Raw genomic sequence first — 17,784 nt, forward strand, 5'->3', positions numbered from 1 at the left:
CTCAGCCCTCGCCGACCAGCGCCAGCCATTCCGCCTCGTCGAGGATGCGGATGCCGAGTTCGCGGGCCTTGGTCGCCTTGGAGCCGGGGCTGGCGCCGACGACCACGAGGTCGGTCTTCTTCGAGACGGACTCGGCGACCTTGGCGCCCAGCGCCTCGGCCCTGGCCTTGGCCTCGCGCCGGGTCATGCGCTCGAGTTCGCCGGTGATGACCACGGTCTTGCCGGCGATCGCCGAGGCGACGGTGCGGGGTGCTTCGACCGGGGTCACCGTCACGCCGGCCGCCAGCAGGTCGTCGATGACCTGGAGATTGTGCGGCTCGGCGAAGAACTGCACGAGGTCGCGGGCCATGCTGGTGCCGATGCCGGTGATCGAATCGAGGTCGTGGAATGCCTCGCCCGCCTCGTCGGCGGCGGCGATCATGGCGGTGCGGAATGCCTCCAGCGTCTCGTAGTTGCGGGCGAGCAGGCGCGCCGTCGCCTCGCCGACCTGGCGGATGCCGAGCGCATAGACGAAGCGGTCGAGCGGGATCTGGCGCCGGGCGCGGATGGCGCGCTGTAGGTTGGCGATCGAGGTCTCCTTCCAGCCCTCGCGGCCGACCAGCGGTGCGGGGTCCTCGGCCAGGCGGAAGAGGTCGGCCGGACTGCGGACGATGCCGTCCTCCCAGAAGGCGGCGATGTGCTTCTCGCCGAGCCCCTCGACGTCGAAGGCATCGCGCGAGACGAAGTGGCGGAGGCGCTCGACCGCCTGCGCCGGGCAGATCAGGCCGCCGGTGCAGCGCCGCACCACCTCGCCCGGCTCGCGCACGGCATGGCTGCCGCAGGCCGGGCAGATCTCGGGGAACCGGAAGGGCTCGGTCCCGGGCGGCCGGCGGTCCAGCACCACCGAGACGATCTGCGGGATGACGTCGCCCGCCCGCTGCAGCACGACGCGGTCGCCGACGCGCACGTCCTTGCGCTGGATCTCGTCCTCGTTGTGCAGGGTCGCGCGGGAGACGACGACGCCGCCGACCGTCACCGGCTCCAGTTCGGCGACCGGGGTGAGGGCGCCGGTGCGGCCGACCTGGATGGCGATGGCGCGCAGCGTCGTCTCCGCCTGCTCGGCCGGGAACTTGTGGGCGATCGCCCAGCGCGGCGCCCGGGTGACGAAGCCGAGCCGCTCCTGGAAGGCGAGGCGGTCGACCTTGTAGACGACGCCGTCGATGTCGTAGCCGAGGTCGGCCCGCCGCCGGCCCAGGTCGCGGTGGCGCTCCAGCGCCTCCTCGATCGAGGCGCAGAGCCGGGTCTCCGGGTTCACCTGGAACCCCCAGGCGCGCATCCGGTCGAGCGCGTGCCAGTGGCTGTCGGCGATCCGCTCGCTGGTCTCGCCCCAGGCATAGGCGAAGAAGCGCAGCGGCCGGTCGGCGGTCACCGCCGGGTCGAGCTGGCGCAGCGAGCCGGCGGCACCGTTGCGTGGGTTGGCGAAGAGCGGCTCGCCCGCCGCCTCCCGGCGGGCGTTGAGGGCGAAGAAGTCGGCGCGGCTCATGTAGACCTCGCCGCGGATCTCGACCACCGCCGGGGCGTCGCCGGCGAGCTGCTGCGGCACGTCGCCGAGGGTGCGCAGGTTGGCGGTCACGTCCTCGCCGACCTCGCCGTCGCCGCGGGTGGCGCCCAGCACGAAGCGCCCGCCCTCGTAGCGCAGCGTCGCCGACAGGCCGTCGATCTTGGGCTCGGCCACCACGGCGATCGGCGCGTCGGGGTCGGACTTGAAGGGCTCGTCCTTGCGCAGGAACTGGCGGACCGAGGTGAAGAAGGCGACGACGTCTTCGTCGGTGAAGGCGTTGCCGAGCGACAGCATCGGCCGGGCATGGGCCACCTTGCGGAAGCCCTGGCCGGGCGCGGCGCCGACCCGCCGGCTCGGGCTGTCCTCGCGCACCAGCTCCGGGAAGCGGGCCTCGATCGCCTCGTTGCGCTGCCGGAGCGCGTCGTAGGCGGCGTCGCTGATCTCGGGCGCGTCCTCCTGGTGGTAGCGCCGGTCGTGATGGGCGATCTCGGCCGCGAGCCGCTCCAGCTCGGCCGCCGCCTCCTCGATCGTCAGGTCCGCGACCGCGCGGCCGCGGCTGCCGTCGGCTGCTGTCATCGGCTTCTCCGTCCCCGCGGCGGCGGGCCGGACCCGCCGCCGCCCGCGGGCTGCATCAGGCTGTCGGCGGCGGCGCGCGCGGCGTCGGTCACGGCCGACCCGGACAGCATGCGCGCGATCTCCTCCCGCCGCGCACCCTCGTCCAGGGCCTCGATGCGGGTGGCGGTGGTGCCGCCCTGCACCTCCTTGCGCACCTGGAGCTGGCGGTCGGCGAGCGCGGCCACCTGCGGCGAATGGGTGACCACCAGCACCTGCACCTCGCGGGCGAGCCGGGCCAGGCGCTCGCCGACGGCCGAGGCGACGGCGCCGCCGATGCCGGAATCGACCTCGTCGAAGACCAGCGTCCCGACCGGGTCGGCAGCGGCGAGCACGACCTTGAGCGCCAGCATGAAGCGCGACAGCTCGCCGCCCGAGGCGATGCGGGCGAGCGGGCCCGGTGCCGAGCCCGGGTTGGTCGCGACCGTGAAGGCGACCCGGTCCATGCCGTCCGGCCCCCAGTCGCCTTCGGGGGCGGCGGCGACGTCGGTCGAGAAGCGGGCCCGCTCGAGCTTGAGCGGCGGCAGTTCGCGGGCGACGGCGGCGTCGAGCCGGGCGGCGGCGTCCCGCCGCGACGCGGCCAGGGCCTCGGCGGCGGCGCGGTAGGCGGCCTCGGCGGCCGCGGCGTCGCGGGCGGCGCGCTCGAGCGCGGCCCCGCCATCGGCCAGCGCCGCCAGGCGGCGGGCGAAATCGCGCGCGAGGTCGGGCAGGGCGGAAGCCGCGACGCCGTACTTGCGCGAGGCGGCGCGGAGCGCATGGATGCGGTCCTCGATCGTCTCCAGCGACCGGCCGCCGTCGCCCAGCTCGCGCGCCAGCCCTTCGAGCAGCCCGGCCGCCTCCCGGAGCTCGGCCAGCGAGCGGTCGAGGGCGGCGATCACCGGCTCGAAGCGGTCGCCGGCGCGCTCGCCCTGGCGCTCGATCAGGCGCGCGGCGGCGGCGATCCGGGTTTCGGCGCCACGGTCGCCGGCGACCTCGGTCAGTGCCCCCTGGACGGCCTCGAGCAGGCGGGTGCGCTGGCTCATCAGGGCCCGCTCCTCGGCCAGCCCGGCCTCCTCGTCGGGCTCGGGCGCGAGTTCGGCCAGCTCGGCCACGCCCAGGCGCAGGTATTCCTCGTCGGCCCGTGCCTTCTCGACGGCCGCCTGCGCCTCGGCCAGCCGGTCGCGGGCGGCCATGCGGGCCCGATGGGCGTCGGCGACCGTCGCCAGCAGGTCGCGATGTCCGGCGAAGGCATCGAGCAGCCGGCGGTGCTGGGCCTGGTCGAGCAGGGCCTGCTGGTCGAACTGGCCATGGACCTCGACCAGGGCCTCGGCGAGGCGCCGCAGGCTCGTGACCCCGCTCGGCACGTCGTTGACGAAGGCACGGCTGCGGCCGTCGGCCGAGAGCACGCGCCGGAGGCGCAGCGTCTCCTCCGGGGCGACGCCCAGTTCCTCCAGGGCGGGGCGCAGGTCGGGCGCGTCGCCCGGCACGAACTCCGCGGTCACGCTCGCCTGCGGGCAGCCCTGCCGGACCAGGCCGCTGTCGGCGCGGGCGCCGAGCGCAAGGCCGAGCGCATCGAGCAGGATCGACTTGCCCGCCCCGGTCTCGCCCGTCAGCGCCGTCAGGCCGGGCTCCAACACCAGGTCGAGCCGGTCGATCAGCACGACATCGCGGATCGAGAGCGTGGACAGCATGGACCAGGATGGGCTGGAAGGGCGGCGGGCCGGCCGGGACGGGGTGGAATGCGCACCATGCGGGAACCGTTGTAGGATGTCGCTCTTATACTGCCAACGCCGGACGAGGTGGGTCATGCAGGTGAAACTGGCGATCGCGGCGATGGGCGTGGCGCTGGCGGGATCGGCCGCAGCCCAGCCCTACTATCCCTACCATCCCTACTGGGGGCCGCGCTGGGTGGCGCCGCCCTACTATCAGCCGGCGCCGGCCTATCCGCCGCCGGTCTACGTGCCGCCGCCCGCCTACCTGCCGGCCCCCGCCTACGACCACCGCGCCCTGGTGAATGCGATCCAGGACGAGCTGGAGGAGCACGGCTACCGGCCGGGCCCGACCGACGGCCTGCTCGATTCCGAGACGGTGTCGGCGATCCGCGACTACCAGCGCGACGCCGGCCTGCCGATCACCGGCGAGGCGACGCCGGCCCTGCTCGACCATCTGCGCTACGCGCAGCCGCCGGTCTATGCGCAGACGCAGGCGGCCCCGCCGGCCTATCCGCCGCCCGCCTACCAGCCCCCGGCCTACAGCCCGCCGGCGCCGACCGCGCCGCCGGTGTCGGCGGCACCGAGCGAAGCGCCGACCTACACCGCCCGGCCCGAGCCGCTGCCCGGCCCCTACTACTCGCCGCGGCCGGCGATGCGCGGCGACCCCGACGTCGCCTGGGTGCAGTCCGCCCTGCAGCGGCGCGGCTACACGCCGGGACCGGCGGACGGGGTGATGGGCGAGCGCACGCGCCGGGCGATCGAGGCCTTCCAGCGCGACAACGGGATGACGCCGGACGGCACGATCGGTCCGAACCTGCTGAGCCGCCTGCGCTGACCGGCCGATCGGACGAAGAAGGCCGGCGGGACACCCCCGCCGGCCTTTGTCGTCATGGGCGCGTCCGAACCCGCGCGGGGTCGGGTGCCCGGGATCGGATGCCAGGGCCTGATCCCAAGTCCGGTCGTCTCTCCGAGACGCTGTCCGCGCGGCAGCCCCCACCGTCGTTTGCGTCCTTCGACGGCTCGGTCCGCTTCGCGGTCCTCCGCGCTCAGGATGAAGTCGTCCTTATCGTACTGAATACAAAGGAACAACCTCATCCCGAGCGCGCCGCGCAGCGAGCAGTCGAGGGACGCGCCAGAATCGACCACGGGCTCCGTTCGACGACCGATCGGTCCCAATCCGCCGGACTTGGTATCAGGTGATCGAGTTCCAGATCCGGCTGATCCAGGAGCCCTCGTCCTTCTTCGGCGCGAGGTCCTTGCCGGTCAGCATCCGGTAGCTGTCGGTGTACCAGTCGCTGCCCGGGAAGTTGTGGCCGAGCACGGCGGCGGCGGTCTGCGCCTCCGAAGTGATGCCGAGGGCGAGATAGGCCTCCGTCAGGCGGTGGAGGGCCTCCGGCGCCTGGCTCGTCGTCTGGTATTTCTCGACGACGACGCGGAAGCGGTTGATGGCGGCGAGGTAGTTGCCCTGGCGCAGATAGTAGCGGCCGATCGCCATCTCCTTGCCGGCGAGATGGTCGTGCGTCAGGTCGATCTTCAGCTTGGCGTCGCGGGCGTAGCGGCTGTCGGGGTAGCGCTTCACCACCTCCTGGAGGGCAGCCAGGGCCCGGTCGGTGTTGCGCTGGTCGCGCTGCACGTCGGTGATCTGCTCGTAGTAGCAGAGCGCCTTCAGGTAGTAGGCGTAGGCGGCGTCGCGGTTGCCCGGGTGAAGCTGGATGAAGCGGTCGAGCGCGACGATGGCGTCGTCGTAGCGGCTGTTCTCGTAGTGGGCGAAGGCGGCCATGAGCTGCGCCTTGGTCGCCCAGACCGAATAGGGGTGCTGGCGCTCGACTTCGTCGAACTTCTTGGCGGCGTCGCGGTAGGAACCCTCCGCGACCTTGTCCATGCCCTCGTTGTAGAGCTCCTCCACCGGGCGCTCGACGTAGGTCTCCTCCTTGGTCGAGCTGCAGGCGCCGAGGCCGAGCGCGAGCAGGGCGGCGGCGGCGAGGGTGCGGGCGAGGGTCGTCGGGCGCGGCATCCGCTTCGTCCCATCTCAGGTTCTGCGATCGGCGGCGGCCGCGGTCGGCCGCCGTCCGGGCGCGATAGATACCAAGTCCGGGGCCGAAGGGGAAATCTCGTCTCCGCCGGCTCGGGGAAGGACGGATCAGGCGGTGGCGGCGAGCGGGCCGCTTTCCCACGCCGGGGTCATGATGCCCTCGGCGACGTCGTCGGCGGCCCAGGCGGAGGGGTCGGTCATCACCGTGCGCAGCAGGCGGGCGGAGAGCGCATGGCTCGACCGGTGGCCCTCGAAGCGGCCGATGATCGGGCCGCCCGCGAGATAGAGGTCGCCGATGCTGTCGACGATCTTGTGGCGCACGAACTCGTCCGTGTAGCGCAGGCCGTCCTCGTTGAGGATGCCGTCGTCGGCGACCACGATGGCGTTGTCGAGCGAGCCGCCGCGGGCGAGGCCGAGCTCGCGCAGCTTGTCGACCTCGTGCAGGAAGCCGAAGGTCCGGGCCCGGCTGACCTCGTTCTTGAAGGCGCCGTTGTGGAGTGTCACCGCATAGCTCTGCCGGGCGATGACCGGGTGCGGGAAGTCGATCTCGAAGCGGAAGGACGGGACCGGGCCCGGGCGCAGCGACGCCCAGGCGCGCGCGTCACCGACCCGCACTTCCTTCAGGATGCGGATCGCCCGCCGCGGCGCCGCCAGTTCGACCGCGCCCGCGCACTCGATCAGGAACACGAAGGGCGCGGCGCTGCCGTCCATGATCGGCACCTCCGGCCCATCGATCTCGACCACGACGTCGTCGATCTCCATGCCGGCGAGCGCCGCCATCAGGTGCTCGACCGTCGAGACGACGACGCCGTCCTCGACCAGGGTGGTGCAGAGCGGCGATTCGACCGCGCGGTCCCACAGCGCCCGCACCTCGGGCGCGCCGGCGAGGTCGATCCGGCGGAAGACGATGCCGGTGCCGGCGGCGGCGGGAAGCAGGCGCAGCACCGTGCGCTGGCCGGAATGCAGCCCGACGCCGGTGCAGTGGATGGCCGACTTGATCGTGCGTCGCAATGCCGGGCAGGCCGAAGGTCTGATCGCGTTCACGGATACCTTCCGTTGGAACGGAACCTGCCGGGCAGGGGGAGGCGACGGGTTCGCGCGGGACAAATGGAAACTCCCTCCCATCTAGGTCGATGGGAGGGAGCCCGCAATTCAAAGATTGTTGCGCGGTATTACACGAAATATCGCGCTATTTCAGGCACTTGGTCTAGTTCGCCTGACGCCGCAGGAAGGCCGGAATGTCGAGCATGTCCTCGTCGCCGCCCGACTGCGGGTTGCGCTCGACCGTTTCGGCCGGGCGAACGCGCGGCGCCGGAGCGGCGGCCGGGGCCGGCGGCGCGGCCTGCGGCCGTGCCATGCCCATCGGGGTGGCGGGCTCGATCTTCTCGGCCGGGGCGCCGGCCGCACGCGGCCGGTCGAGCCCGGTCACCCGGCGGATCAGGCTGCCGAAGCCACCGCCGCCGCCGGCCGCCGTGCGCAGCTGCTGCTCCTCGCCCAGCGCCTGTGCCTCGCTGTTCACCGAGATCGCCACCGCCTGCTCGAACTGCGTGTGGCTCGCGACCTCGCTCTGGCGGGTGGGGGGCGGCGCCTCGTTCGCCATGCTGCCGCCGCCCAGCGGCAGCGAGATGGCGGAGCCCGCACCCGTGCCGGTCGGGGCCCCGGCCGCGCGGGCCGGTTCGGCGCTGCGGCTCGGCTCGAGCGGCGCCGGTTCCGGCGCCAGCGTCGCCTGGGCGGCGCGGTCGCTGACGAGCTGGATCACCGTCCGCGGCTTCTCGGCCTGCTCGACATCCATGCCGGTGGCGACGACGGAGACGCGCATCCGGCCGGACAGCTTCTCGTCGAAGGTCGAACCGAAGATGATGTTGGCGTCCGGGTCGACCTCGTCGCGGATGCGGTTGGCCGCCTCGTCGACCTCGAACAGCGTCATGTCGAGGCCGCCGGTGATGTTGATGAGGACGCCCTTCGCGCCCTTCATCGAGACGTCGTCGAGCAGCGGGTTGGAGATGGCGGCCTCGGCGGCGTCGATGGCGCGCTTGTCGCCCGTCGCCTCGCCGGTGCCCATCATCGCCTTGCCCATCTCCTGCATGACCGTGCGGATGTCGGCGAAGTCGAGGTTGATGAGGCCCGGCATGACCATCAGGTCGGTGATGCCGCGGACGCCCGAATGCAGCACGTCGTCCGCCATCTTGAAGGCGTCGGCGAACGTCGTCTTCTCGTTGGCGATCCGGAACAGGTTCTGGTTCGGGATGATGATGAGCGTGTCGACGAAGCGCTGCAGCTCCTCGATGCCCTTCTCGGCGGCGCGCATCCGGTGCGTGCCCTCGAAGTGGAAGGGCTTGGTCACCACGCCGATGGTCAGGATGCCCTGCTCGCGCGCCGCCCGCGCGATCACCGGGCCGGCGCCGGTGCCGGTCCCGCCGCCCATGCCGGCGGTGATGAAGACCATGTTCGAGCCGGCGATGTGGTCGAGAAGCTCGTCGAGCGCCTCCTCGGCCGCGGCGCGCCCGACGTCCGGACGGGCGCCGGCGCCGAGACCGCGGGTGACGGTCGCGCCGAGCTGCAGCTTGCGGCTGGCGAGCGACTGCGCGATCGCCTGGGAATCGGTGTTGGCGACGACGAATTCCACGCCCTCGAGGTTGGCGCGGATCATGTTGTTGACGGCATTGCCCCCGGCGCCGCCGACGCCGACCACCGTGATGCGCGGCTTGATCACGTCGTCGTGGGAAGGGACGGAAAGGTTGATCGGCATGGGTTCCCTCCGGGTTCGGAGCTGTCTTGGGTCGAGACTAGGGGCAGTGGCCGTGGCTTGTCGAGGCCCCAGATCATGTGTTTGCGGGAAAAACGACTCGCATCAGAAGTTCTCCTTCAACCAAGCACCGAAGCGTCCGAAGTAACCCTTTTGCGAAGCTCGCGTTGCCCGCACCGTGGTCGCCTCCTCGGCCCGCTGGACGACGGCGTAGTGGAGCAGTCCGGCGCAGACCGAGAAGGCGGGTCCGCCCGCCGCCTCGGCCAGCCCGGCGATGCGGATCGGCCGCCCGAGTCGGGTCTGCTTGTCGAGAACCTGCCCCGCCAGCTCGCGGGCGCCGGGGAGCTGGCTGGCGCCCCCGGTCAGCACGACGCGGCGGCCGGCGATCTTGTCGAGGCCGCTCGCCTCCAGGCGGGCGCGGACGAGCTCGAAGGTCTCCTCCATCCGCGGCCGGATGATGTCGACCAGGAACGATTTCGGCACCTGGTTGCCCTGGCCGTCGTCCTCCTCGCCGACCTGGGGCACCATGATCGTCTCGCGCTCGTCCGCGGGCGAGCCGATGCAGCTGCCGTACAGCGTCTTCATGCGCTCGGCATGGACGGTCGGGGTCGACAGGCCGCGGGCGATGTCGCTGGTGACGTGGGCGCCGCCGATCGGCACCATGTCGGTCAGCACCACCTTGCCGTCGAAGAAGACCGCCATCGAGGTGGTCCCGCCGCCCATGTCGACGACGGTGACGCCGAGATCCATCTCGTCCTCGACGAGGCAGGCGAGGCCGGCGGCGAAGGGCGAGGAGACCAGCCCCTCGATCTCGAGCTGGGCCTTGTGGGCGCACAGCACCAGGTTGCGGACGACGCTGGCCGCGGTCGTGATGGTGTGGACCTGCACGCCCAGCCGCTCGCCGTACATGCCGCGCGGGTCGCGGATGCCGCGGTTGCCGTCGACGATGTAGCTGGTCGGGATCGAGTGCAGGAGGTGGCGGTCGCCGGGCTCGACCATGGAGCGGCCGTGCTCGTGCAGCCGGCGGACGTCGCCGTCGTCGATCTCGCGGCCGGAGAGGGCCATGTCGACCGTGACCATGCGCGAGGTCGGCTGGCCGCCCGAGACGTTGACGAAGATGTCGCGGATGCGGTCGCCCAGCATCTTCTCGGCCGCGTCGACCGCGTTGGTGATCGAGGTGGTGACCGTCTCCATGTCGAGGATCGTGCCGGCGCGCATGCCGTGCGACGCCTGATGGCCGATGCCCAGGATCTGGAGCTGCCCCTCGTCGGCACGGGCGATGAAGCAGCAGGTCTTCGTCGTGCCGACGTCGACGGCGACGATCGGGCCGCGCGGGCGCGGACGGGCCAGGGCCTTCATGCCGTCGGACCCTTCATGCAACGACCGTCAGACATCGCGGTCCTTCTTGCCGGGCTGGCCCGGGCCGGCATCCTTGGCGCGCCGCAGGTGGATGCGGTCGGGATCGCGCAGGTCGACGATGGTGATCTGGCGCGACAGCAGGCGGTGGGCGCGGTCCATGGCCGCGACCTCGGTCCAGGCCTCGGCGGCGCGCGCCTCCGGCAGCCGGATCTCGATGCCGTTGTCGAGCTGCAGGTTCCAGCGCCGGCCGCCGACCCGGACCGCCGACACGACGCGGCCGCGCAGGCTGGGTTCGGCCGCCAGCATCGCCACCAGGTCGGCGGCGACGCGATGGGCGTCCTCGCCGACGATGAAGGGCAGGCGCGGGAAATACTCGATGCCTTCGTCGCCGAGCTCCCGGCCCTGCTCGTCGATCAGCACGAGCTGGCCGCGGCGCTGCCAGACGGCCATCGGCCGGCGCTCGACGAGGCGGATGAACAGGGTTCCGGGGAGCTGCCGCTCGACGGCCGCCGCGCGGATCCAGGGCAGGCCCTCGAGCCGCTCCTTGACGGTGTTGGGATCGATCGAGAGCAGCGGCGTGCCGCGATGGGCGTCGACCGCGGCCAGGATCGACTCGCGCGGCGTGTGCAGACGGCCCTCGACCAGGATCTCCTCGACCGCGAGGCCGGCATCGGCCGTCGCGGCGACGAAGCGGCCCATCGCCTCCTGCGCCTGGCGGGTGGCCCAGCCGCCCTGCCACGCCGCCCAGCCGGTCGCGACCGCCGCCACCGCGAGCAGCGCCGCCCCGGCGGTCGCCGCCGGGCGGACCCAGCGCGGCCAGATGCGCCGCTGCGCGACGCGGCGGCCGGTCTTGTCGCGGCGCTGGCCGAGCAGGCCCAGCGGGTGGTTCAGGAGCCGCATCGTGCCTCCTCGACCATCCACGACACCAGTGCCGGGAAGGAGTAGCCCGCCATGGCGGCGATCTCCGGCACCAGCGACGTCGGGGTCATGCCGGGCTGGGTGTTGACCTCGAGCAGGTAGAGCTCGCCGCGGCCCGGCCCGGAATCGTCCCAGCGCAGGTCGGCGCGGCTGACGCCGCGGCAGCCGAGCGCGCGGTGGGCGCGCAGCGCCATGTCCATCGCCTCGGCATGGACCTCGCGCGGCAGCGCCTCGCCGGCGACATGGTCGGACCCGCCGGGGGCGTACTTGGCGGTGTAGTCGTAGAACTCGCCGCGCGGGCGGATTTCCAGCGCCCCCAGCGCCCGGTCGCCCATCACCGCCACCGTCAGCTCACGGCCGGGGATGAAGCGCTCGGCCAGCACATCGCGCCCGTGCGGCCAGTCGGCGGCGCTGGGCAGCGGCGCGTTGGCGCCCTCGCGGACGATGACGACGCCGACGCTCGACCCCTCGTGCGTCGGCTTCAGGACGTAGGGACGGGGCAGCGGCTCGCCGTCCCGCAGCCGCTCCAGCGGCAGCACCCGGCCCTCGGGGCAGCGCAGGCCGGCGGCGGCGAAGATGCGCTTGGCGGTCGGCTTGTCCATCGCCAGGGCGGACGCCAGCAGGCCGGAATGGGTGTAGGGGATCTCCAGGAAGTCGAGCACGCCCTGGATCGTGCCGTCCTCGCCGCCGTTGCCGTGCAGCGCGTTGAAGACGACGTCGGGCCGGGGGGTCAGCGCCCGCATCAGCGCCTTGAGGTCGCGGCTGACGTCGATCGTCTCGACGTCGTAGCCGGCCTCGCCGAGCGCCGCCGCGCAGTCGCGGCCCGATGCCAGGGAAACCTCGCGCTCGGCGGACCAGCCGCCCATCAGTACCGCGACTCGCTTCGTCATGATGACGCCTCTACAGCCGAATGCGCATGGCGCGCGACCGGAATTCCGATGCGCCGGATTTCCCAGGCAAGGCGGATGCCGGACCGGGCGGCGACCCGCCGCCGCACCTCCTCGCCGAGCCCCTCGATGTCGGCTGCCGTCGCGTCGCCGAGATTGACCAGGAAGTTGCAGTGCTTTTCGGACACCTGCGCCCCGCCGACGACGAGGCCGCGGCAACCGGCCTCGTCGACGAGCCGCCAGGCGCGGTCGCCCTCGGGGTTGGCGAAGGTGCTGCCGCCGGTGCGGGCCCGGATCGGCTGCGTCTCCTCGCGCCGGCGGGCGAGTTCGGCCATGCGCCGGCCGATCGCCTCGGGATCGTCCGGCGTGCCGCGGAAGGTGGCGGCGAGGAAGATCCAGTCCTCGGGCAGGCCGCAGTGCCGGTAGGAGAGGCCGGCCGCGGCGGCGGCGACGCGGTGCCGTCGGCCGGCGCGGTCGACGGCCTCCAGTTCGACCAGCGCGTCCGCCACCTCGCGGCCGTAGCAGCCGGCGTTCATCCGGAGGGCGCCGCCGATGGTGCCGGGGACGCCCGAGAGGAACTCGAGCCCGGCGAGGCCGGCGTCGCGGGCGACGGCGGCGACCGTGCCGTCGAGCGCGCCGGCGCCGGCGGTGATGCGGTCGCCGGCGACCGTGACCCCGGCGAAGCCGCGGCCGAGGCGGACGACGACGCCCGGCACGCCGCCGTCGCGGACCAGCAGGTTGGAGGCGACGCCGATCGGGGTCACCGGCACGTCGGCCGGGCAGGCGGCGAGGAAGGACGCGAGATCGTCGGCGTCGGCCGGGCGGAACAGCACCTCGGCCGGGCCGCCGACGCGGAACCAGGTGACGGGGGCGAGCGGCACCGCGGTCCCGAGGCGGCCGCGCACCGGCGGCAGCCGCTCGATCAGGGTCGCTTCGCGCGCCCGGGCGGCCGCCATCATGCGCGCATCCCCTGGCGCAGGTGCTCGAGCTGGCCCGGCAGCGCGTGCGCCCACTGGGTGATCGAGCCGGCGCCGAGGCAGACGACGAGATCGCCCGGCCGCGTCAGTTCGCGCACCATCGTCGCCAGGCGGTCGGGGCCGGGCAGGGGCAGGACCTGGCGGTGGCCGTGGGCGCGCAGCCCCTCGACCAGGGCGTCGCGGTCGATGCCGGCGATCGGCGCCTCGCCGGCCGCATAGACGTCGGCGACGATCACGGCGTCGGCGTCGTTGAAGCAGGTGCAGAACTCGTCGAACAGGCTGGCGAGCCGGGTGTAGCGGTGCGGCTGCACCACGGCGACGACGCCGCGCCGGGTCGCCGCGCGCGCCGCCCGCAGGACGGCGGCGATCTCGACCGGATGGTGGCCGTAATCGTCGATGACCGTGACGCCGTTCGCCTCGCCGGTGCGGGTGAAGCGCCGCTTCACCCCGGCGAAGCTGGCGAGCCCGCGGCGGATGACCGCGTCGTCGAAGCCCATCTCGATGCCGACGGCGATGGCGGCGAGCGCGTTCTGCACGTTGTGCTCGCCCAGCATCGACATCGATATGTCGGCGATGGTGCGGCGCGTGTCGTTCGTGCGGTCGGACACGACGGCGTCGAAGCGGCTGCCGCCGGCGCCGATGCGCACGTCGACCGCGCGGACGTCGGCCTGCGGCGACAGGCCGTAGGTGATGACCCGCCGGTCGGAGACGAGCGGGATCATGGTCTGGACCACCGGATGGTCGATGCAGAGCACCGCGAAGCCGTAGAAGGGCAGGTTCTCGACGAACTGGACGAAGGCGCGCTGCTCGGCCTCGAAGGTCTTGTAGAAGTCGAGATGCTCGGGGTCGATGTTGGTGACCACGGCGATCGTCGCCGGCAGCTTGACGAAGGTGCCGTCGGACTCGTCGGCCTCGACCACCATCCACTCGCCGCGGCCGATCCGCGCGTTGGTGCCGTAGGCGTTGATGATGCCGCCGTTGATGACGGTCGGCTCCATCTCGGCCGCGTCCAGCATCGCCGCCACCATCGAGGTGGTGGTCGTCTTGCCGTGGGTGCCGGCGATCGCGATCGACCAGCGCAGCCGCATCAGTTCGCCCAGCATCTCGGCGCGGCGGACCACCGGCAGCAGCCGGGCGCGGGCGTCGGCGACTTCGGGATTGTCGGCCTTGATGGCGGAGGAGACGACGACGACCTGGGCCGGCCCCAGGTTCTCGGCGCGATGGCCGATGGCGACCGGGATGCCCTGCTGGCGCAGGCGCTGGACATTGGCGCCGTCGGCGACGTCGCTGCCCTGAACCTGGTAGCCCAGCTGGTGCAGCACCTCGGCGATGCCGCTCATGCCGATGCCGCCGATGCCGACGAAATGGATGGTGCCGATCGAGAGCGGGATGGTCCTCATGCCGCGTGCTCCATCGGCCGGCGGTCGGAGACGAGGGCGAGGACGGCGTCGGCGAGGCGGTCGGCGGCGTCCGGTCGGCCGAGCGCCAGCGCGCGTGCCGCCGCCGCGGCGAGCGCGGCTGGATCGCCGAGGGCCCGCCCGAGCAGCGCCGCGAGGCCGGCGGCGTCGGTTTCGCCTTCCGGCGCCAGCCAGGCGGCGCCGGCGTCGGCGAGGTGCCGGGCATTGTCGGTCTGGTGGTCGTCGGCGGCGTGCGGGTAGGGCACCAGCAGGGCCGGGCGGCCGGCGGCGGCGATCTCGGCCACCGTCGAGGCGCCGGACCGCGAGACGACGAGATGGGCCCGCCCCAGCCGCTCCGGCACGTCGTCGAAGAAACGCTCGACGGTGGCCGGGATGCCGGCGCGGGCATAGGTCTCGCGGACCAGGGCGACGTCGTCGGGCCGCGCCTGCTGTGTCAGACGCAGGCGGTCGCGCAGCCCCTCCGGCAGCAGCGCCAGCGCCTCGGGCAGGCGGGTGGCGAAGACGCGCGCGCCCTGGCTGCCGCCCATCACCAGCATCTCGATCGGGCCGTCGGCGGCCGGCGGGGCGTAGGGGCGGCGGCCGATCTCGGTGATCGCCGGGCGCACCGGGTTGCCGGTCTCGACGACCTTGCCGGCGAGGCCGGCGTCGAGCAGGCGGACGCGGGGGAAGGAGGTGGCGATGCGCGTGGCGCGTCCGGCCAGCATCCGGTTGGCCTTGCCCAGCACCGCGTTCTGCTCGTGCAGCAGGATCGGCCGGCCGAGATTGCGGGCGGCGAAGACGGTCGGCACCGAGGGATAGCCGCCGAAGCCGACGACGGCGTCCGGCGCCAGCCGGCGCAGCAGCCCGCGCGCCGCCAGCGTGCCGGCGCAGAGGCCGATGCCGCCGCGGATGCGGCCGACGACGCCGCCGCGCATCGGCTGCAGCGGCAGGCGGTGGACCGCCATGCCCGGCACCGGCTGGGCGAAGCCGGCGGTCCGCGGGTCGGTGACCAGCACCGGCTCGGCGCCGTGCCGGGCCAGCGCCCGCGCCAGCGCCTCGGCCGGGAAGAGATGGCCGCCGGTGCCACCGGCGGCGAGGACGACGCGGACGGTCACGGCTCGATGCCGCCGAAGCGGCGGCGCGTCAGGGCGAGCAGCATGCCGGTGCCGAGCGCCAGCGCCAGCATCGACGAGCCGCCATAGCTGATGAAGGGCAGGGTCATGCCCTTGGTCGGCATCAGGTGCAGCGACGACGCCATGTTGACCACCGCCTGGAGGCCGAGCTGGGTGGCGAGGCCGGCGGCCGCCAGGATGACGAAGAGGCTCTGCTCGCTGGTCACCCGCAGGACGCTGCGGACGACGACGACGGCGAACAGCAGCACGATGAAGAGGCAGGCGATGAGGCCGAGTTCCTCGCCGGCGACGGCGAAGACGAAGTCGGCATGGGCGTCGGGCAGCCAGTTCTTGATCGTGCCCTCGCCGGGGCCGCGCCCGAACAGGCCGCCATTGGCGAAGGCCTCGATCGAGCGGTCGATCTGGTAGCTGTCGCCGGCGGCCGGGTCGAGGAAGCGGTTGATGCGGCTGGTGACGTGCGGCAGCAGCATGTAGGCGCCGAACAGCCCGGCGACGCCGAGGCCGGCCAGGATCAGCACCAGGATGATCGGCAGGCCGGCGAGGAAGACCTGGACGAACCAGACGGCGCCGACGACGACCGCCATGCCGAGATCGGGCTGCTTCAGCAGCATGGCGACGATGACCGCGAACAGCGTCACCGCGACGAGCCCGCCCGGGAAGCGGGCGCTCGCCTTGCCCTGGGCGAGCAGCCAGGCGGTGAGCACCGCGAAGGTCGGCTTCACGAACTCCGACGGCTGGATCGACATCCCGGGCAGCGAGATCCAGCGCCGCGCGCCCTTGATCTCGGCCCCCATGACGAAGGTCAGGGCGAGCATGATGACCGAGACCGAGAAGACCGCCAGCGCCAGCCGGCGGATCACCCGCGGCGGCTGCAGCGAGACGAAGAAGATGACGCCAATGGCGACCGGCAGCAGCAGCATCTGCCGCTTCACGAAATGCAGCGGCTCGAGGCCGATGCGCTCGGCCACGGGCGGGCTCGCCGCCAGCAGCATGACGGCGCCGACGCCGATGATGGCGGCGAGCGCGAAGACCGTCCAGCGGTCGACGGTCCACCACCATTGCCCGAAGAGCGAGGTGTCGGTGCGGGGGATCGTCGTCATGCCGCGGTCTCCGCCGGAGCGATCAGGACCCTGCGTCCGGGCAGCGCCGAGACGAGGGAACGGAAGCGGTTGCCGCGATCCTCGAAATCGCGGAACTGGTCGAAGGAGGCGCAGGCCGGCGACAGCAGCACGACTGCGCCCATGCGGCGCTCGGAAGCGGCGCGCTCCTGGGCGAGGCGCAGCGCCTGGGCGAGGTCGCCCGCCACGGTGTGCGGCACCCGGCCGGCCAGCGTGCGCGCGAAGTCGGGCGCCGCCTCGCCGATCAGGAAGGCGTGGGCGATGCGTCCGAAGAGCGGCGCCAGCGCGGCGATGCCGCCCGCCTTGGGCACGCCGCCGGCGATCCAGTAGACGGCGTCGTAGCAGGCGAGCGCCCGGGCCGCGGCGTCGGCATTGGTCGCCTTGCTGTCGTTGACGTAGGGCACGCCGTCGATGACCGCCACCAGTTCCTGGCGGTGCGGCAGGCCCGGATAGTGCGGGATCGCGCGGGCGACCGCGGCGCGGTCGAGGCCGAGGGCGCGCGCGGCGGCGAAGGCGGCGGCGGCGTTCTGGGCGTTGTGGCTGCCGGGCAGGGTGGCGGCGCGCGCGAGGTCGAGCACCGGACCCTCGGCGTCGGTCAGCACGCCGTCCGCGACGCGGACGTCGGCGCCGGCCGCGTCGGCGCCCGAGATGCGGACGACGCCGGCCGCCAGCGGCCCGTCGGCGATCGCCGCCGCGACCGCGTCGTCGATGCCGACGACCGCGGTGCGGCGGCCGTCCTGGCCGGCGAAGATGCGCTGCTTGGCGGCGACGTAGTTGGCCATCGTCCCGTGGCGGTCGAGATGATCGGGCGCGACGTTGAGGAGGACCGCGACCTCGAAGGTCGCGCCGTCCACGAGGTCGAGCTGGAACGAGGATAGCTCCAGCACATAGACCCCATCGGGGCCGAGCCGGGGCAGATCGAAGGCGGCGGTGCCGAGATTGCCGCCCGTCGCCGCCGGCACGCCCGCCGACGTCAGGATATGGCCGATGAGCGCCGTCGTCGTCGACTTGCCGTTGGTGCCGGTGACGGCGCAGATGCGCGCCTCCGGGCAGGCGCGGCGGAAGAGCTGGATGTCGCCCGTGACCGGGACGCCGGCCGCGCGGGCCGCCAGCACGGCCGGATGCGGTGCGGGATGGGTGAGCGGCACGCCCGGGCTCATGACCAGCGCCGCCACCCGCGACCAGTCCTCGGCCGCGGGATCGGCGAGGGCGAGGCCGGCGGCGGCCGCCGCCGCGCGGCCGGCCGGGCCGTCGTCCCACACCCCGACCTCGGCACCGCCCGCGATCAGCGCGCGCGCCGCCGCCAGCCCGCTGCGGGCGAGGCCCAGCACCAGGACGCGGCGGCCGGCATATTCGCGAACGGGGATCATCGCC

Annotated in this window: 14 protein-coding genes; 1 reads left to right on the forward strand and 13 read right to left on the reverse strand. The window is 73.3% G+C overall.

Features of this window, described 5'->3' with window-relative positions; translation table 11 throughout:
* Window position 1: 1 nt before the first annotated feature.
* Together ligA and recN are read right to left on the reverse strand one after the other, a co-directional pair.
* Complete coding sequence (gene ligA, locus ACE3Q3_RS02910) at window positions 2–2,116, reverse strand: NAD-dependent DNA ligase LigA (RefSeq protein ID WP_374441541.1); 2,115 nt, start codon at window positions 2,114–2,116, stop codon at window positions 2–4.
* On the reverse strand, window positions 2,113–3,822 hold the full coding sequence (gene recN, locus ACE3Q3_RS02915; protein ID WP_374441544.1) for a DNA repair protein RecN: 1,710 nt from the start codon (window positions 3,820–3,822) through the stop codon (window positions 2,113–2,115). The genes ligA and recN overlap by 4 nt, the downstream gene beginning before the upstream one ends.
* A 115-nt stretch (window positions 3,823–3,937) precedes the next feature.
* Between recN and ACE3Q3_RS02920 the strand changes: the two genes are divergently transcribed.
* Window positions 3,938–4,678 carry a peptidoglycan-binding protein gene (locus tag ACE3Q3_RS02920; RefSeq protein WP_374441548.1) on the forward strand — a complete coding sequence of 247 codons (741 nt, stop codon included), beginning with the start codon at window positions 3,938–3,940 and terminating at the stop codon, window positions 4,676–4,678.
* A 357-nt stretch (window positions 4,679–5,035) separates the two neighbouring features.
* Here the strand turns inward: ACE3Q3_RS02920 and ACE3Q3_RS02925 are convergent, their stop codons facing one another.
* The 11 genes from ACE3Q3_RS02925 to murD form a co-directional block, all read right to left on the reverse strand.
* Window positions 5,036–5,857, reverse strand: coding sequence for an outer membrane protein assembly factor BamD (locus tag ACE3Q3_RS02925; protein WP_374441550.1), 822 nt, complete (start codon window positions 5,855–5,857; stop codon window positions 5,036–5,038).
* Window positions 5,858–5,983: 126 nt separating this feature from the next.
* Window positions 5,984–6,910 (reverse strand): UDP-3-O-acyl-N-acetylglucosamine deacetylase, encoded by a 927-nt coding sequence (lpxC, locus tag ACE3Q3_RS02930; protein WP_374441612.1) that lies wholly within the window; start codon window positions 6,908–6,910, stop codon window positions 5,984–5,986.
* A gap of 172 nt (window positions 6,911–7,082) precedes the next feature.
* Window positions 7,083–8,624: a cell division protein FtsZ gene (ftsZ, locus tag ACE3Q3_RS02935; RefSeq protein ID WP_374441553.1), complete on the reverse strand. Its 1,542-nt coding sequence runs from the start codon at window positions 8,622–8,624 to the stop codon at window positions 7,083–7,085.
* 102 nt (window positions 8,625–8,726) lie between these two features.
* Window positions 8,727–9,980, reverse strand: a complete 1,254-nt coding sequence (gene ftsA, locus ACE3Q3_RS02940) for a cell division protein FtsA (protein WP_374441556.1) — start codon at window positions 9,978–9,980, stop codon at window positions 8,727–8,729.
* Between the two features lie 27 nt (window positions 9,981–10,007).
* On the reverse strand, window positions 10,008–10,880 hold the full coding sequence (locus tag ACE3Q3_RS02945; protein WP_374441558.1) for a cell division protein FtsQ/DivIB: 873 nt from the start codon (window positions 10,878–10,880) through the stop codon (window positions 10,008–10,010).
* Window positions 10,868–11,788: a D-alanine--D-alanine ligase gene (locus ACE3Q3_RS02950; RefSeq protein WP_374441560.1), complete on the reverse strand. Its 921-nt coding sequence runs from the start codon at window positions 11,786–11,788 to the stop codon at window positions 10,868–10,870. Before ACE3Q3_RS02950 ends, ACE3Q3_RS02945 begins: the two co-directional genes overlap by 13 nt.
* Window positions 11,785–12,741, reverse strand: a complete 957-nt coding sequence (gene murB / locus ACE3Q3_RS02955) for a UDP-N-acetylmuramate dehydrogenase (RefSeq protein ID WP_374441615.1) — start codon at window positions 12,739–12,741, stop codon at window positions 11,785–11,787. Before murB ends, ACE3Q3_RS02950 begins: the two co-directional genes overlap by 4 nt.
* Window positions 12,741–14,162, reverse strand: coding sequence for a UDP-N-acetylmuramate--L-alanine ligase (gene murC, locus ACE3Q3_RS02960; RefSeq protein ID WP_374441563.1), 1,422 nt, complete (start codon window positions 14,160–14,162; stop codon window positions 12,741–12,743). Before murC ends, murB begins: the two co-directional genes overlap by 1 nt.
* Entirely contained in the window at window positions 14,159–15,274 is a 1,116-nt protein-coding gene (gene murG, locus ACE3Q3_RS02965) for an undecaprenyldiphospho-muramoylpentapeptide beta-N-acetylglucosaminyltransferase (RefSeq protein WP_374441565.1), read from the reverse strand. The genes murC and murG overlap by 4 nt, the downstream gene beginning before the upstream one ends.
* On the reverse strand, window positions 15,271–16,392 hold the full coding sequence (gene ftsW / locus ACE3Q3_RS02970) for a putative lipid II flippase FtsW (protein WP_374441568.1): 1,122 nt from the start codon (window positions 16,390–16,392) through the stop codon (window positions 15,271–15,273). The genes murG and ftsW overlap by 4 nt, the downstream gene beginning before the upstream one ends.
* Entirely contained in the window at window positions 16,389–17,780 is a 1,392-nt protein-coding gene (gene murD / locus ACE3Q3_RS02975; protein ID WP_374441571.1) for a UDP-N-acetylmuramoyl-L-alanine--D-glutamate ligase, read from the reverse strand. Before murD ends, ftsW begins: the two co-directional genes overlap by 4 nt.
* Window positions 17,781–17,784: the final 4 nt, after the last annotated feature.

Source organism: Allostella sp. (genome assembly GCF_041913585.1).
Classification (GTDB): domain Bacteria; phylum Pseudomonadota; class Alphaproteobacteria; order ATCC43930; family Allostellaceae; genus Allostella.

Bases quoted from the DNA above. Each gene is read 5' to 3' on its own strand.
- ligA (WP_374441541.1), bottom strand. From the start codon at position 2,116: ATGACAGCAGCCGACGGCAGCCGCGGCCGCGCGGTCGCGGACCTGACG.
- recN (WP_374441544.1), bottom strand. From the start codon at position 3,822: ATGCTGTCCACGCTCTCGATCCGCGATGTCGTGCTGATCGACCGGCTC.
- ACE3Q3_RS02920 (WP_374441548.1), top strand. From the start codon at position 3,938: ATGCAGGTGAAACTGGCGATCGCGGCGATGGGCGTGGCGCTGGCGGGA.
- ACE3Q3_RS02925 (WP_374441550.1), bottom strand. From the start codon at position 5,857: ATGCCGCGCCCGACGACCCTCGCCCGCACCCTCGCCGCCGCCGCCCTG.
- ftsZ (WP_374441553.1), bottom strand. From the start codon at position 8,624: ATGCCGATCAACCTTTCCGTCCCTTCCCACGACGACGTGATCAAGCCG.
- ftsA (WP_374441556.1), bottom strand. From the start codon at position 9,980: ATGAAGGCCCTGGCCCGTCCGCGCCCGCGCGGCCCGATCGTCGCCGTC.
- ACE3Q3_RS02945 (WP_374441558.1), bottom strand. From the start codon at position 10,880: ATGCGGCTCCTGAACCACCCGCTGGGCCTGCTCGGCCAGCGCCGCGAC.
- ACE3Q3_RS02950 (WP_374441560.1), bottom strand. From the start codon at position 11,788: ATGACGAAGCGAGTCGCGGTACTGATGGGCGGCTGGTCCGCCGAGCGC.
- murB (WP_374441615.1), bottom strand. From the start codon at position 12,741: ATGGCGGCCGCCCGGGCGCGCGAAGCGACCCTGATCGAGCGGCTGCCG.
- murC (WP_374441563.1), bottom strand. From the start codon at position 14,162: ATGAGGACCATCCCGCTCTCGATCGGCACCATCCATTTCGTCGGCATC.
- ftsW (WP_374441568.1), bottom strand. From the start codon at position 16,392: ATGACGACGATCCCCCGCACCGACACCTCGCTCTTCGGGCAATGGTGG.
- murD (WP_374441571.1), bottom strand. From the start codon at position 17,780: ATGATCCCCGTTCGCGAATATGCCGGCCGCCGCGTCCTGGTGCTGGGC.